13 protein-coding genes are annotated in these 13324 nt (G+C 66.5%); 5 read left to right on the forward strand and 8 right to left on the reverse strand.

The features are described from left to right. Nucleotides 1-34 precede the first annotated feature (34 nt). Both tsaD and LK539_RS04550 read left to right on the forward strand, forming a co-directional pair. Nucleotides 35-1075, forward strand: coding sequence for a tRNA (adenosine(37)-N6)-threonylcarbamoyltransferase complex transferase subunit TsaD (gene tsaD / locus LK539_RS04545; RefSeq protein WP_227799708.1), 1041 nt, complete (start codon nt 35-37; stop codon nt 1073-1075). 132 nt (nt 1076-1207) lie between these two features. Further along, nucleotides 1208-2053, forward strand: a complete 846-nt coding sequence (locus LK539_RS04550; RefSeq protein ID WP_227799709.1) for an endonuclease/exonuclease/phosphatase family protein — start codon at nt 1208-1210, stop codon at nt 2051-2053. Between the two features lie 3 nt (nt 2054-2056). On the opposite strand, the gene LK539_RS04555 is transcribed toward LK539_RS04550, so the two are convergent. The 3 genes from LK539_RS04555 to LK539_RS04565 form a co-directional block, all read right to left on the reverse strand. After that, the gene (locus LK539_RS04555; RefSeq protein WP_227799710.1) at nt 2057-2719 is read right to left on the reverse strand and encodes a DsbA family oxidoreductase; all 663 of its coding nucleotides are present in this window, start codon (nt 2717-2719) and stop codon (nt 2057-2059) included. A gap of 217 nt (nt 2720-2936) precedes the next feature. Next, nucleotides 2937-3557, reverse strand: a complete 621-nt coding sequence (gene plsY / locus LK539_RS04560) for a glycerol-3-phosphate 1-O-acyltransferase PlsY (RefSeq protein ID WP_227799711.1) — start codon at nt 3555-3557, stop codon at nt 2937-2939. An 84-nt stretch (nt 3558-3641) separates the two neighbouring features. Further along, entirely contained in the window at nt 3642-4133 is a 492-nt protein-coding gene (locus LK539_RS04565) for an aminoacyl-tRNA deacylase (RefSeq protein WP_227799712.1), read from the reverse strand. Between the two features lie 38 nt (nt 4134-4171). On the opposite strand from LK539_RS04565, the gene LK539_RS04570 reads away from it, so the two are divergent. Further along, complete coding sequence (locus LK539_RS04570; protein ID WP_227799713.1) at nt 4172-5143, forward strand: endonuclease/exonuclease/phosphatase family protein; 972 nt, start codon at nt 4172-4174, stop codon at nt 5141-5143. An 80-nt stretch (nt 5144-5223) separates the two neighbouring features. Beyond that, nucleotides 5224-5628, forward strand: coding sequence for a hypothetical protein (locus tag LK539_RS04575; protein WP_227799714.1), 405 nt, complete (start codon nt 5224-5226; stop codon nt 5626-5628). A 12-nt stretch (nt 5629-5640) separates the two neighbouring features. Here the strand turns inward: LK539_RS04575 and LK539_RS04580 are convergent, their stop codons facing one another. The 5 genes from LK539_RS04580 to LK539_RS04600 all read right to left on the reverse strand — a co-directional run bounded on the left by LK539_RS04580 (nt 5641) and on the right by LK539_RS04600 (nt 11195). After that, nucleotides 5641-7857, reverse strand: coding sequence for an EAL domain-containing protein (locus tag LK539_RS04580; protein WP_227799715.1), 2217 nt, complete (start codon nt 7855-7857; stop codon nt 5641-5643). Nucleotides 7858-8135: 278 nt separating this feature from the next. Beyond that, the gene (locus LK539_RS04585) at nt 8136-8321 is read right to left on the reverse strand and encodes a hypothetical protein (RefSeq protein WP_227799716.1); all 186 of its coding nucleotides are present in this window, start codon (nt 8319-8321) and stop codon (nt 8136-8138) included. A gap of 79 nt (nt 8322-8400) precedes the next feature. Continuing rightward, nucleotides 8401-9306 (reverse strand): site-specific tyrosine recombinase XerD, encoded by a 906-nt coding sequence (gene xerD, locus LK539_RS04590; RefSeq protein WP_227799717.1) that lies wholly within the window; start codon nt 9304-9306, stop codon nt 8401-8403. Beyond that, nucleotides 9279-9803, reverse strand: a complete 525-nt coding sequence (locus LK539_RS04595; RefSeq protein ID WP_227799718.1) for a methylated-DNA--[protein]-cysteine S-methyltransferase — start codon at nt 9801-9803, stop codon at nt 9279-9281. Before LK539_RS04595 ends, xerD begins: the two co-directional genes overlap by 28 nt. Nucleotides 9804-10184: 381 nt before the next feature. Continuing rightward, nucleotides 10185-11195 carry a TRAP transporter substrate-binding protein gene (locus LK539_RS04600; RefSeq protein WP_227799719.1) on the reverse strand — a complete coding sequence of 337 codons (1011 nt, stop codon included), beginning with the start codon at nt 11193-11195 and terminating at the stop codon, nt 10185-10187. Nucleotides 11196-11306: 111 nt separating this feature from the next. Here LK539_RS04600 and LK539_RS04605 point away from each other — a divergent pair, with 111 nt between their 5' ends. Continuing rightward, nucleotides 11307-13310, forward strand: coding sequence for a PAS domain-containing sensor histidine kinase (locus LK539_RS04605; protein ID WP_227799720.1), 2004 nt, complete (start codon nt 11307-11309; stop codon nt 13308-13310). Nucleotides 13311-13324: the final 14 nt, after the last annotated feature.

The raw sequence follows: 13324 nt of genomic DNA on the forward strand, positions 1-13324 counted from the left end.
AAAATCTCCCTTTTCCTCCCTGCTGTTTCCCCCCATGATTGTTCTCGGCGTCGAATCCTCCTGCGATGAAACCGGCCTGGCTCTGTACGACACCGAGCGCGGCCTGCTGTCCCATGCCCTGCATTCGCAGGTAGCCATGCACGAAGAGTACGGCGGCGTGGTGCCGGAGCTCGCCTCGCGCGACCACATCCGCCGCGCCCTGCCGCTGCTGGAAGAGGTCTTGAAGCGCGCGGATATTCCGGCTACCAGCATCGACGCCATTGCCTACACCCAGGGCCCGGGCCTGGCGGGCGCGCTGCTGGTCGGGTCCTCGGTGGCCTGCTCGCTGGCCCTGGCGCTGGACAAGCCGGTGCTGGGCGTGCACCACCTCGAGGGTCACCTGCTGTCGCCGCTGCTGGCGAGCGAGCGTCCGGAGTTTCCCTTCATCGCCCTGCTCGTCTCGGGCGGCCATACCCAGCTGATGCGGGTGGACGGCGTCGGCCGCTACACGCTGCTCGGCGAGACTCTGGACGACGCCGCCGGCGAAGCCTTCGACAAGTCGGCCAAGCTGCTGGGCCTGGGCTATCCGGGCGGCCCGGCGATCTCGCGGCTGGCCGAGTTCGGCGACCCGATGGCCTACACCCTGCCGCGTCCGATGCTGCACTCGAAGGATTTCAATTTCAGCTTCTCGGGCCTGAAGACCGCCGTGCTGACGGTGGTGAAGAATCACGAGGAAAAAGTGGTGGCCAATATCTGCGAGCAGGACAAGGCCAACATCGCGCGCGGCTTCGTCGACGCCATCGTGGAAGTCCTGACCGCCAAGTGCGTGAACGCGCTGAAGCACACGGGCCTGAAGCGCCTGGTGATCGCCGGCGGCGTCGGCGCCAACCGCCAGCTGCGCGAATCGCTGAACGCGGCCGCCGCCAAGCGCAAGTTCAAGGTCTACTACCCGGAGCTGGAATTCTGCACCGACAACGGCGCCATGATCGCTTTCGCCGGCGCCATGCGCCTCGAACGCAAGCCAGAGCTGGCCCAGCGCGACTACGCGTTCAATGTGCGCCCGCGCTGGCCGCTGGACGAGCTGGAAGCCGCCTGAGCGCTGTCTGAACAGGCTTACAATACCTGTTATCAATATTGAACTTGCATACTTAACATCGATCCTACCGTGTGACCGCCCCTTGCCAAACAATGGCAATATCCGACGGTTAAGTTTTACGGAGGTTGCACGATGCGCGTTGTAAGTTGGAATATTCGCTGGGGTTGTGGCAAGGACGGAAGGATTCGCATCCACGCGATTATCGACGTTCTGCGCCGGCTGAATCCGGATGTCATCTGTCTGCAAGAAGTGGCGGCCAATCACCCGGAGCTGGAAGGCGGCGCCACCGCCAACCAGTTCAAGCAACTGGGTGGCGCCTTCGGCGGTTTCCACCTGATGGAGCATGCCCCGAGTGAACTCTACAAGAACAATTCCCCGCGCCTGTTCGGCAACCTGATCCTCTCGAAGTACCGTATCTCGCAGGTGCACCGCCACCTGCTGCCCTGGCCGGCCGATCCGGAGCACCCGGCCGGCATGCCGCGCGGCCTGATGGAAACCGTGATCGATGCGCCCAGCGGCAAGCTGCGCCTGATGACCACCCACCTCGAGTACTATTCGGCGCTGCAGCGCATGGCGCAGGTGCGCCGCATCCGCGAGCTGCACGTCGAGGCGAGCGCGCGTGCCCGCATCTTCCAGCCCGATCCGAACCTCGACGCGCCCTACCAGCTGGGCTTCCGTCCGGCATCGAGCATCCTGTGCGGCGACTTCAACTTCGCCCCGGACGCGGAGGATTACCGCGCGCTGCTGGCGCCGATGGAAGGCGGCGCTCCGGCCTTCCTGGACGCCTGGCGCGTCGCGCACGGCAACGTGGCGCGTGCGCCGACCACCGGCCTGCACGGTTATCCGTGGCCGGAGCGGCCGGAATGCTACGACCACTTCTTCGTCACCGAAGACCTGGCGCCGCGCGTGGCCTCGGTCGACGTGCAATCCGAGACGGCAGCCTCGGACCACCAGCCGGTGGTCCTCGACCTGAACTGACTCTTACTGCTGCGGGGTGTCGTCGCGCGAGGCGATCTCGCGCAGCGCCTGCTCGAACACTTCCGGCGGCTGCCCGCCCGAGATCAGGTGGCGCTGGTTGATGATAATGGCCGGGACCGAATGGATGCCGGCGCGCTGGAAGAACTGCTCGCGCTCGCGCACTTCGTCGGCGTACTCGTCGCTCGCCAGGATGCGCGCGGCGGTCTCGCGGTCGAGGCCCACGCGCTCGACGCAGCGCAGCAGCACGTCGTGGTTGCTGGGGTCTTCGCAGCGGGTGAAATAGGCTTCGAGCAAGGCCATCTTGAGGTCGCGCTGGCACCCTTCGCCCTCGGCCCAGGACAGCAGGCGGTGCGCATCGAAGGTGTTGTAGATGCGACCGCGCCGCTCCATGTCGAAGGTGAAGCCGACATCCAGTCCGCGCTGGCGGATCATCTCGCGGCTGTTGGCCTGCTGCTCGGCGGTGGCACCGTATTTCTCGGTAACGTGCTCGACGATATCCTGGCCGTCGGGCCCCATGTTCGGGTTCAGCTCGAAGGGCTGGAAGTGCATGTCGGCCTGGACCTCACCCTTGACGCGGGCCAGCGCCAGTTCCAGCGAGCTGAGGCCGATCGCGCACCAGGGGCAGGAGACGTCCGAGACGAAGTCGATGCGGAGTTGCTTGGTCATGGGGTGCCACCTTTCATGTTCGTTGCGGCACGGGGGTGCCTGGTGGCGACATGGTAACGCGATGTGGGTTTGGGTGTTGGTGGGGGGAGAGTTTGCGGTGTGCTACGAACTTGGGTCCCGGCCTGCGCCGGGACGACGGCTCATAGCGTAGTGGCCAGCTCAAAGACCGTCATCCCGGCGCAGGCCGGGATCCAATTTCAGCCAGCAGGCCGCAAGCTTATTTCTTCTTCGCCCCCGCCGCCTTGCTGCCGATCTTCGACTCCTTCCCCGCCATCAGATTCGCGATGTTGCCGCTGTGCCGCCACAGGAGCAGCGCGCTCATCGCCGCCACCGCGAACAGGATCTCGTCCGCCCCGAACAGCAGGCCGTAATAGAAGGGCGCGAAGATCGAGGCCACCAGCGCGGCCAGCGAGGAATAGCGGAAGGCATAGGCCACGATCAGCCAGGTCGCCAGCGTCGCCAGTCCCAGCCAAACATTAATCCCCAGCAGCACGCCGAGCGCAGTGGCCACGCCCTTGCCGCCGACGAACTTGAAGAACACCGGCCACAGGTGGCCCAGGAACACCGCGATCGCGACCAGTGCGATGCCGTCTTCTTCGAGGCCGAATTGCGGGCCGTAGTGGACCGCCAGCCAGACTGCCAGCCAGCCCTTGGCGGCGTCGCCGATCAGGGTGGCGATCGCGGCTTTCTTGCTGCCGCTGCGCAGGACGTTGGTGGCGCCCGGGTTCTTGGAGCCATAGGTGCGCGGGTCGGACAGGCCGAAGGCGCGGCTCATCACGACGGCAAAGGAAATCGAGCCGATCAGGTAGGCGGCGATGGTGGCGATCAGGGTATTCATGTCTCTCTGTTCTTATGGGTCTGCTTATGTGTCTTGGTAATCAGGCGGCTGGGACTATACACCATCAGCCATGCCCTTTGGCAATCACTCGGCCAGCGCGCACTGCACCGCGCGTGCGCCGAGGGTCTCGGTGAGCACCGCCGGGACAATGCCGATCAGGTAGCCGCGGCGGCCGCCGTTGATGTAGATCTTGTCGAGCACCAGGATCGATTCCTCGACGTAGACCGGCATCGCCTTGCGGATGCCGAAGGGCGAGGTGCCGCCGACCATATAGCCTGAATGGCGCTGCGCCACCTCTGGGCGGCAGGGCTCGACCGACTTGCAGGGAATCGCGCGTGCCAGGTTCTTGGTCGAGACCTTGCAGTCGCCGTGCATCAGCACGATCAGCGGACGCGCGGCCTCGTCCTGCATCACCAAGGTTTTGACGACATTGTGCTCGGGCACACCGAGTTCACGCGAAGAAACGGCTGTGCCGCCGTGCTCTTCGTACTCGTAGGGATGCTCGGTAAAAGCCACGCCATGCTTGCGCAGGAACTGCGTCGCGGGTGTCTCAGAAACGTGCTCTTTCTTGGCCATGCGTGGTACGCTAAAGATGAATATAGGGGCTTTCTATTATGCAGCAAGAAATTCGCTTTGCCACCTTCAACACCTTCAACCTGGCGCCGCCGGGGATGCGCTGCTACGAGAATCTCGATCCGTGCACGCCGGAGGAGTTCGAGGCCAAGCTGGCGTGGACGGCGCACCAGATCGACCTGCTCAATGCCGACGTGATCGGCTTCCAGGAGATCTTTTCGCAGGCCACCTTGCGCGAAGTGCTGTCGCGCACCCGCCGCTACCGCGATGCGGCGCACCTCGGTTTCGATCCCGATCCGGACGCGCCGCGCCTGACGCCGAGCGTGGCGCTGGTGTCGCGCCTGCCGGTGCGCAGCCTGGGCAAGGCGCTGACCATGTTCCCCGAGAACGTGTCGATGCCGCCGGGCAGCCGCGACCCCGACCGCTTCACGCGCGCCCCGCTGCATGCCGAAGTCGAACTGGCGCCGGGCATCATCATCGACGTGGTGGTGGTGCACCTGAAGTCGCGCCGCCCCGACTACCGCGCCAGCGACACCGGCGAGGATCCGAACCTGTACGCCCTCGCCTGCCTGCGCTCGCTGGTGCGGCGCGGCACCGAGGCCACCGCGCTGCGCGTGCTGCTCACCGACATGGCGCGCGACAAACAGCGCCCGCGCATCGTGCTGGGCGACTTCAACGACGTCGCCGATTCGGTCACCACCGAGATCGTGCTGGGCGAAGGCGCGCCGCTGGCCGAGCGCATGTTCGACGCCGCCCGCCTGCACATGCACCAGGATAACCTGCGCAACGTGGGCTTCTCGATCGTGCACGAAAGCCGCCACTCGACCATCGACCACATCCTGGTGTCGCAGGAATTCAATCCGGTGCTGCCGAACGCGATCGGAGAAGTGGTGGACGTGGTCTACCTGAACGACCACCTGAACCTGGGCTTGCCGGAAGCCTCGGACCACGGGCAGGTGCTGGCGCGCATCCGCCTGTATTCCCGGTCGGAACAGTTCAATCGGCTGGATTGAGCACACGGCCGTTACATTGTGCGCATTAGCCGGGCCGATAAATCGCTAGACTGCACTCCTGGAACAATATGGAGGTGCAGGTGGTAGCAACAGCCCAGATCAATGGTATTGCCGATGAATTGCTCGCACAGGCGCGCGCCAGCAAATTCGGCTACACCGACCCGTCCGGCGTGCCCGTGCCGTCGATGTACCAGTGCGAGGACCTGGCCCGCCTGCCGAACGGGCTGCAGTCGGACATCGTGAGCGCCGCGAGCCGGGCCGTCGGCACCAGCCCGGCATTCCTGCTGAGCGTGCTCGGCCTGGTCATCGCCATCATCCTGATCTTTGGCGCCGCGCGACAGCTGGCCGGCACCGCCCTGCCCTATTCCCTCATGCTCTGCATCGCACCACTGGCCCCGCTGCTGCAAGTGATGCTGGTGCGGCGCGCGGTCAGGCGCATCGCCGCCCGGGTCGCGGCCTCCTGGCCGGCCGCCGCGCGCGTCTAACAGCTCTCCCCCTCAGCGCACCGCCGGATTGAAATCCGGCCGGCTGCTCGCCCCCGCCGCATAGAAGCCCTGGTAGTGGTCGCAGCCGTGCCGGCGCAGGAAACGCAGCTGCTCTTCGGTCTCGACGCCTTCGGCTACCACGCGCAGGCGCAGGCTGCGCGCCACCGCGATGATGGCCGGGATCAGGGCCGCGTCCATGGGGTCGTGCTCGATGTCGCTCACGAAGCTGCGGTCGATCTTCAGCTTCGAGAGCGGAAAACGGCGCAGCGACGACAGGCTCGACAGCCCAGTGCCGAAGCGGTCGATGGTGAGTTGCACGCCGCGTCCGCGCAGGGCCGCCACCGTTTCGTCGAGTACCTGGTCACCGCGCATGATGGCGCCTTCCGTGATTTCGAGGTCGAGCCAGGCCGGCGCCAGCCCGGACTGGGTCAGCGCGGCGTCGACCGTGTCCAGCAGGCGGCTGTGCAGGAACTGGATATCGGACAGGTTCACCGCCACCGTCACCGCATGCCCCGCGTCACGCCAGGCCCTGGCCTGGGTGCAGGCTTCGCCCAGCACCCATTCGCCGATCGGCACGATCAGCCCGCATTCTTCGGCCACCGGCAGGAATTCGTGCGGCAGCAGCAGCCCGCGTTCCGGGTGGCGCCAGCGGATCAGCGCTTCCATGCCGATCACCTTGCCGGAGCCGACGTCGAGTTCGGGCTGGTACTCGAGCACGAACTCGCCGCGCTCGAGCGCCTGGCGCAGGCGCCCTTCCAGTTCGCCGCGCTCGACCACGCGCGCGTTCATCTCGGGGCTGAAGAAGCGGAAGCTGCTGCGGCCGCTTTCCTTGGCGTGGTACATCGCCACGTCGGCGTGGTGCATCAGGGTGTCGACATCCTGGCCGTCGGTGGGACAGATCGCCACGCCGATCGAAGTGGTGAGCGAGAGCTGCTGGCCGGCCGCGTCGATGGGCCGCGACACGGCCTGCATCACCGCGCTGGCGACGTGGGCGGCCTGGTCCACGCCGCCGATATCGGCCAGCAGCATGACGAATTCGTCGCCGCCGAGGCGGCTGATGGTGTCGACCCGGCGCACGCAGCCGCGCAGGCGCGCCGCGACTTCGCGCAGCACGGCGTCGCCGGTCTGGTGGCCGTTGGTGTCGTTGACGGCCTTGAAGTGGTCGAGGTCGAGGAACAGCACGGCGAAGCTGTCGCGCTGGCGGCGCCAGGTGGCCAGCGCGTGGTGCATGCGGTCGAGGAACAGGGCGCGGTTGGGCAGGCCGGTGAGCGCGTCGTGCTCGGCCTGGTGGCGCACCCGCTCTTCCACGCGCTTGCGTTCGCTGATATCGGACAGCATCGCCATGTAGTTGCTGGCCTGGCCGTGCGGGTCGCGGATGGGGGTCAGCGCCACCCAGGCCGTGTAGGACTCGCCGTTCTTGCGCACGGCGGGCAGCTCGCCCTGCCAGCGATCGTGGCCGTCGAGCTGGGACCAGATCTTTTCGTAGAAGCCGCCACCCTCCTGACCCTGCCCCCAGGGCAGGCTGGCCAGCGTGGAACCGATGATGTCGGCTGCGGAGAAGCCCGTGATGCCGGTGAAGGCCTGGTTGACAGCCTGCACCCGGTACTCGGCATCCATCACGATGATGGCTTCGTGCGCGTTCTCGAATACGCGCGCCGCCCGCACCAGGTTGTCCTCGACCTGCTTGCGCGCCGTGATGTCCACTTCCATGCAGAACACCTGCTGGGTGGCGCCGTCGCGCTTGACGGGGAAATGGTTCGAATGCAGCCACAGGCGCCGGCCGGCCGCGGTCTCGACCTGCCAGTCGCGCGGTGCCGGTGTGCTGCCCGCCTGCCAGATGGCGGCGATGGTGCTCTCGAACTCGGCCTGGCGGTCAAGGTGGGAGACCAGTTCGCGAAACGGCCGGCCCAGCGCATGGCTGGCCGGGATGCCGAACAGCTGCGCGCAGGCGTGGTTCCAGAAGCGCACGGTGCCTGCCGCATCGGTGGAGTGGACGGCCACCGCCGGCGCCAGCTCGATCGCGGTCACGAAGCGGTACAGCCAGTCGAGCGCCTGGCGCCCGGGGCCGTCGTACTCGCCGGGTTCGGCAAGGGCGCCGGCGCCGGCGCCGGGGGCCGAAGCAACCGGCACGGCGCCCTGCGGCGCCTCGGACAGCCGCGGATCGCCGGGCAAGTCGAGCCCGCGTGGCCCGCCGGGCCAGCCGCTCGAGTCTTGCACTTGTTCGCTCACGGAAGAATCCTTTTCAGACAGAAACGGTCATGGCTGCGATGACAATCCCATCATTCTTCCCGCTCCGTGACAGCGGCGTTTGCGGGTGCGCAAACGCCCTTTGCGCCTGCATTTCGTCGCGCTTTTCGGCATTCCAGACCCGCCGGTCAACCGCCTGTCGCATCCGACTGGCGGTGCGCGCCGCGACTCACTACATTGACACCATGCGCGAGGAGCTCCACCCTGCTTCCAGGACGGAGCCTGAGCGCGATGAATTCTTCAGGCCGCGCGGGACGCGTTCAGGCGTCCTGGGCGGCCGGTTCCTGGGACGGGTCCGTGTCCTGGGCCTCGCCGGCGGGCTCACCTTCGCCCCCTTCGCCCCCTTCGCGCTTGGCTTCCTGCTTGCGCCGCGCCTTTTCTTCCGCCTTGCGCTTCTTCTCGAGCTCGCGCTGCCGCTTTTCGTACTGGAAGTTCGTCCGTGCCATGTTCACCTCTTGCCTGTGGTTGGAGGGATATTGCGGTTTGCCGTGCCATTATGGCCGACTGGCGACGCGGCGGCTTGAATTAACCCCGCGGGTGGTGCTGGGCGTGCAGGTGCTTGAGGCGCTCGCGCGCAACATGCGTATAGATCTGTGTGGTCGAAATGTCGGCGTGCCCCAGCAGCAGCTGCACCACGCGCAGGTCGGCGCCGTGGTTCAGCAGATGGGTGGCGAAGGCGTGGCGCAGGGTGTGGGGCGACAGCGGCCCCTGGATACCGGCCTTTTTCGCATGTTTCTTGATCAGGATCCAGAACATCTGCCGTGTCATTGCTCCCCCGCGTCCGGTGACGAACAGGGCGTCGTCGATCTGTCCTTTCAGGATGATGCCGCGCGCATCCTTCAGGTAGCGCTCCAGCCAGGCGCGCGCTTCCTGCCCGAAGGGCACCAGGCGCGTCTTGCTGCCCTTGCCCGTGATGCGCAGCACGCCGTCGTTCAGGCTCACTTCGACAAGTTTCAAAGCGACCAGTTCCGACACCCGCAGCCCGCTGGCGTACATCAGTTCCAGCATCGTGCGCTCGCGCAGGCCCAGCGGGGTCGACACGTCCGGCGCCTGCAGCAGCGCCTCGACCTGGGCTTCGGTAAGCGTATGCACGAAGCGGAGCGGCTGCTTGGCCGAGGCCATCTGCAGGCAGGGGTCGTGCGGAATCTGGTTGCGGCGCAGCGCCAGCTGGTAGAAGCGCTTGAGTACCGACAGGCGCCGGTTGGCCGTGCTGGGCCGGGTGTCGGCATGGCGCTCGGCGAAATAGGCGGCGATGTCTTCAGCCTCGACTCCCAGCAGGCTGGTGCGCTGCGGGCGCTTGGCCGCAAGCCAGCCGGCGAACAGCTTGAGGTCGCGGCGGTAGGCGTCGAGCGAATTTTTGGCCAGCCCCTGTTCCAGCCAGAGGGTGTCGCAGAACTCGTCGATCAGTCCCAGATCGATTGCTGCTGCCATGGAGATGCGGTGGCGCCTTCGTGGCGCAGCAGCCAGCGCTTGACCGAGAGGTGAAAGCCGTTCTCGTCGTCCTGGTTCGAAAAGCCGCCCAGGCCGCCGGATGCGGTCACGCGGTGGCAGGGAACGATGAGGGGGAACCAGTTGGCGCCGCAGGCCTGGCCGACCGCGCGCGGGGCGGAGGCGATCAGCTTGGCCAGCTGGCCATAGGTCTTGACGCTGCCGCGCGGGATGGACGAGATCTCGGACCAGACGCGGCGCTGGAATTCGGTGCCGGCATCAAACAGGGGCAGGTCGAAGCGGAAATCGGGGTCTTGCAGGTATTGGGCGACCTGTTGCGCGGCCAGCGCGGCGACCTCGTTGTCGGCCGCTTTTTCCTCGAACGAAGGCGGCAAATAGACCAGCTCGCGCACGCGCCCGTCGCTGGTACGGATGCCGATGGCGCCGAATGCCGCAGGGACAATGGCGTTGAACAAGGTGCTGGCTTGGTCGTTCTTCATCCCCTCATCTTAACCGCTGGGATGGCGCCCGGCCAGTCCCGGGGCAGGCGCCAGGCGAAAAAAAAGCGCACCCTCAGGTGCGCTCCAATTCGGGTCACGTCCCCGGCCGTTTAGCAGTGCTAACGGCTTCTGTAAAACGTGTGTCTCCTCGATTTGTCTCCGGTATGGATTACCGTGATTTTATCTATGCTCCCCAAAACTGTGTGTGTTCTGTTCGCGTACGCACCATGTCAGTGCGAGAAGGCCCCATCATATCGCAAGCTTTTGCCACAAACGTATCTTTTCGACCACATTACAGAAAATTATTTTAGTTATGAAGAAAACGCATGATCGTTCGCCTCACTTGTGTTACCCCATGTCATACGGATGTCATGCAGGGGCCTAACGATTCGCCTCGCGCCGGATCGCCTCCACGATGTCCTTGCCGATCCGGTCTTCCATCTGCGTATACACAGGCTGCATGGCGCGCCGCCATTCGGCCTGCTGCTGCGGGCTGAGCGTGTGGATGGTGGTGGTGCCGGCGCGCCGGATCGATTCCAGCGCCGCGTCGTTGGTGCGCTGGGCGATGGTCTTCTCGTAGGCGGTGGCTTCCAGCATGGCGCGTTCCAGCTGCTTGCGGACGGCGCCCGGCAGGCCGTCCCAGAATTTCTTGTTGACGATCACGGCATAGCCCAGGTAGCCGTGGTTCGACACCGTCAGGTGCTTCTGCGACTCGTGCATGCGCTGGGTGAACATGTTCGAAGGCGGGTTTTCGGTGCCCTCCACCACCCCGTCGCGCAGCGCGGGCGCGGTTTCCGAGAAGGCCAGCGCCACCGGCTGGGCGCCGAGCGCGCGCATCTGCGCGTCCAGCACCCGGGAGGCCTGGATGCGCATGCGCAGGCCGCGGAAGTCGCCAGGCGCCAGCAGAGGCTTGTTGGCCGACATCACCTTGAAGCCATTGTCCCAATAGGCCAGGCCGGTAATGCCCTTCGATTCGAGCTTGCGCAGCAGGCCGCGGCCGATGCGGCCCTCGGTCACCGCATACAGCGCCTCCTTGGACGGGAAGATGTAAGGCAGGTCGAAGGCTTCGAATTCCTTCACGCCCAGCGGCGAGAACTTGGCCAGCGAGGGCGCCAGCATCTGCACCGCGCCCAGCTGCAGGGCTTCGAGCTCTTCGCGGTCCCTGTAGAGCTGGCTGTTCGGGTAGACTTCCACCTTTACCCGTCCGCCGGTCATCTGCTCTGCAAGCAGCTTGAAGCGCTCGGCCGCGCGCCCTTTCGGGGTGTCCGGCGCGACCACGTGGCTGAACTTGATGACGATCGGCGCCTGCGCCCTGGCAGCACTGGTAGCAGTGGCGGCGCAGGCCAGCAAGACGGTGGCCAGCAGCTTGAGGTAGGGGGCGCTTCGGTTCATCCTGATCGCGATGGGAATATGATGGGTGGGCCCAGTCTGCGCGGCATACCGCCGCCCTGCCATCGTGGACTTCCACAATAGCCCGACAGTGTAACGAAAACCGGAGTCTTGATGAAATTTCCGTTCACCCAGCAGCCAGACCCGCTGGGCGCCACCGAGCGCGCGCGCTCCTGGCGCTGGCTGGTGCCGGTGCTGCTGGTGCTGCTGTTCCTGGCCGTTCTAATCTGGCTGCCGTGGCAGGCGCGCCAGATGGAAGCCACCGAGCGCCAGGAACAACTGATCGCCGATACGCTGTGGGTCGAGCAAACCCTGCGCTTCGAGCTGGCGCGCAGCGAAGAAGCGCTGGCCGGCCTGGGCACCGACCTGGTCGCGCGCCCGCCCTCGCCCCAGGTATTGCAGGCGCGTTTCCAGCAGATGTTCAACAACGGCCACGAGCTGGTGCGCATCGTCTGGTACGGCCCGGATGGCGGCGTGCTGGCCAGCCACGGCCTGGAGCCGCCCGCCGCCCTGCCCGCGCCGACCCGGCTGGCGGCCAGCGTGGCCGTGCCTTCCAGGCGCGGGCGCTATGGCGAAGCCTACGGCGCCACCCCGGCCACGTCAGGCCTGATCGACTACTACCTGCCGCTGTACGCCGACGGCAAGCCGGCGGGCAGCCTGGTCGCCACCTACAGCCTGCAGGTGCTGCTCGACGAGACCGTGCCCTGGTGGTTCGCCCAGGACAATGCATTGACCCTGCTCGACCGCGACGAGCGCCCCGTGGCCCGCCGCGCGGCCGGCGGCCCGGGACGCGGCGTGTACACCCACCGGCGCGAGCTCGACCTGCCCGGCGCCCTAGTGGTGCTGTCCACCGACAGCGTCAAGGGCGCGCCGAAGCTGCTGCCCAACCTGCTGGTGGGCTCAGTGATCGTGCTGGCCCTCGGCCTGGTGCTGAGCCTGGCCTCGCTGTGGCGCCACATCTCGCGCACGCTGGCGGCCGAGCGCGCGCTGCGCCAGCAGATGGCCTTTCGCACCGCGATGGAAAATTCCCTGATCACGGGCCTGCGCGCGCGCGACCTGGAAGGGCGCGTCACCTACGTCAACCGCGCCTTCTGCGAGATCGTCGGCCTCCCGCCCGAAGAACTGGTAGGCAAGAAGCCACCCATGCCCTACTGGGCGCCGGAAGTCATGCTCGAGTACGAGGAGCGCTTCCGCGGCGTGCTGGCGGGAACCATCACGCCCCAGTTCGAGACCGTGTTCCAGCGTCCCGACGGCACCCGGGTGCCGGTGCTGGTCTACGAGGCGCCGCTGGTCGATGCCGACGGGCGCCAGACCGGGTGGATGAGTTCGGTCCAGGACATCACCGACCGCAAGCGCGCCGAAGAACTCAACCGCCAGCAGCAGGAAAAGCTGGAAACCAGCGCGCGCCTGGCGACCATGGGCGAGATGTCCTCGATGCTGGCGCACGAGCTGAACCAGCCGCTGGCGGCGATCTCGAGCTACACGGCGGGCGCCCTCAACGTGCTGGAGCGTACGAATCAGGCGGGCGAACCGGTCAATGCGGGCATGCTGCGCCATGCGCTGGAACAGGCGCGCCAGCAGGCCCAGCGCGCCGGCCAGATCATCCGCAGCATCCACGAGTTCGTCAAGAAACGCGAGCCGCGGCGCGAGCCGGTCACGATCCGCAGCGTGGTCGACGGCGTGCGCGCCCTGGTCGAGCTGCAGGCGCGCCAGGCTGGCGTGACCCTGCGCGTGGAACTGCCCTCGCTGCTGCCGCAGGTGGAAGCGGACCGCGTGATGCTGGAACAGGTGCTGCTCAACCTGACGCGCAATGCGATCGAAGCCATGCACGACACGGCGCCGGATCAGCGCGTGCTGCGCATTGCGGCTTTTCAGGAGGACGGCAAGGTGGCGGTGTCGGTGATCGACCGCGGCCACGGCATCGCGCCGGAAGTGGCGGCCGGCCTGTTCTCGCCCTTCTACTCGACCAAGGCCGAGGGGATGGGCATGGGCCTCTCGATCTGCCGCACCGCGATCGAGTTCCACGGCGGGACACTGACCCATGCGCCGAACCCGGAGGGCGGCACGATCTTCACCTTCGCGCTGCCGGCGCAAGCGGCGAGCCGGGCGCTGGGCTAAAATCCGCCTGCGGC

The organism is Massilia sp. IC2-476 (assembly GCF_020707295.1).
In the GTDB taxonomy this organism is placed as follows: Bacteria; Pseudomonadota; Gammaproteobacteria; order Burkholderiales; family Burkholderiaceae_D; genus Telluria.

What these genes read in the sequence shown, in the direction of transcription:
- LK539_RS04605 (WP_227799720.1), top strand. Translation starts at nt 11,307, where the DNA reads ATGAAATTTCCGTTCACCCAGCAGCCAGACCCGCTGGGCGCCACCGAG.
- LK539_RS04550 (WP_227799709.1), top strand. Translation starts at nt 1,208, where the DNA reads ATGCGCGTTGTAAGTTGGAATATTCGCTGGGGTTGTGGCAAGGACGGA.
- LK539_RS04600 (WP_227799719.1), bottom strand. Translation starts at nt 11,195, where the DNA reads ATGAACCGAAGCGCCCCCTACCTCAAGCTGCTGGCCACCGTCTTGCTG.
- LK539_RS04555 (WP_227799710.1), bottom strand. Translation starts at nt 2,719, where the DNA reads ATGACCAAGCAACTCCGCATCGACTTCGTCTCGGACGTCTCCTGCCCC.
- LK539_RS04585 (WP_227799716.1), bottom strand. Translation starts at nt 8,321, where the DNA reads ATGGCACGGACGAACTTCCAGTACGAAAAGCGGCAGCGCGAGCTCGAG.
- xerD (WP_227799717.1), bottom strand. Translation starts at nt 9,306, where the DNA reads ATGGCAGCAGCAATCGATCTGGGACTGATCGACGAGTTCTGCGACACC.
- LK539_RS04595 (WP_227799718.1), bottom strand. Translation starts at nt 9,803, where the DNA reads ATGAAGAACGACCAAGCCAGCACCTTGTTCAACGCCATTGTCCCTGCG.
- plsY (WP_227799711.1), bottom strand. Translation starts at nt 3,557, where the DNA reads ATGAATACCCTGATCGCCACCATCGCCGCCTACCTGATCGGCTCGATT.
- LK539_RS04565 (WP_227799712.1), bottom strand. Translation starts at nt 4,133, where the DNA reads ATGGCCAAGAAAGAGCACGTTTCTGAGACACCCGCGACGCAGTTCCTG.
- LK539_RS04570 (WP_227799713.1), top strand. Translation starts at nt 4,172, where the DNA reads ATGCAGCAAGAAATTCGCTTTGCCACCTTCAACACCTTCAACCTGGCG.
- tsaD (WP_227799708.1), top strand. Translation starts at nt 35, where the DNA reads ATGATTGTTCTCGGCGTCGAATCCTCCTGCGATGAAACCGGCCTGGCT.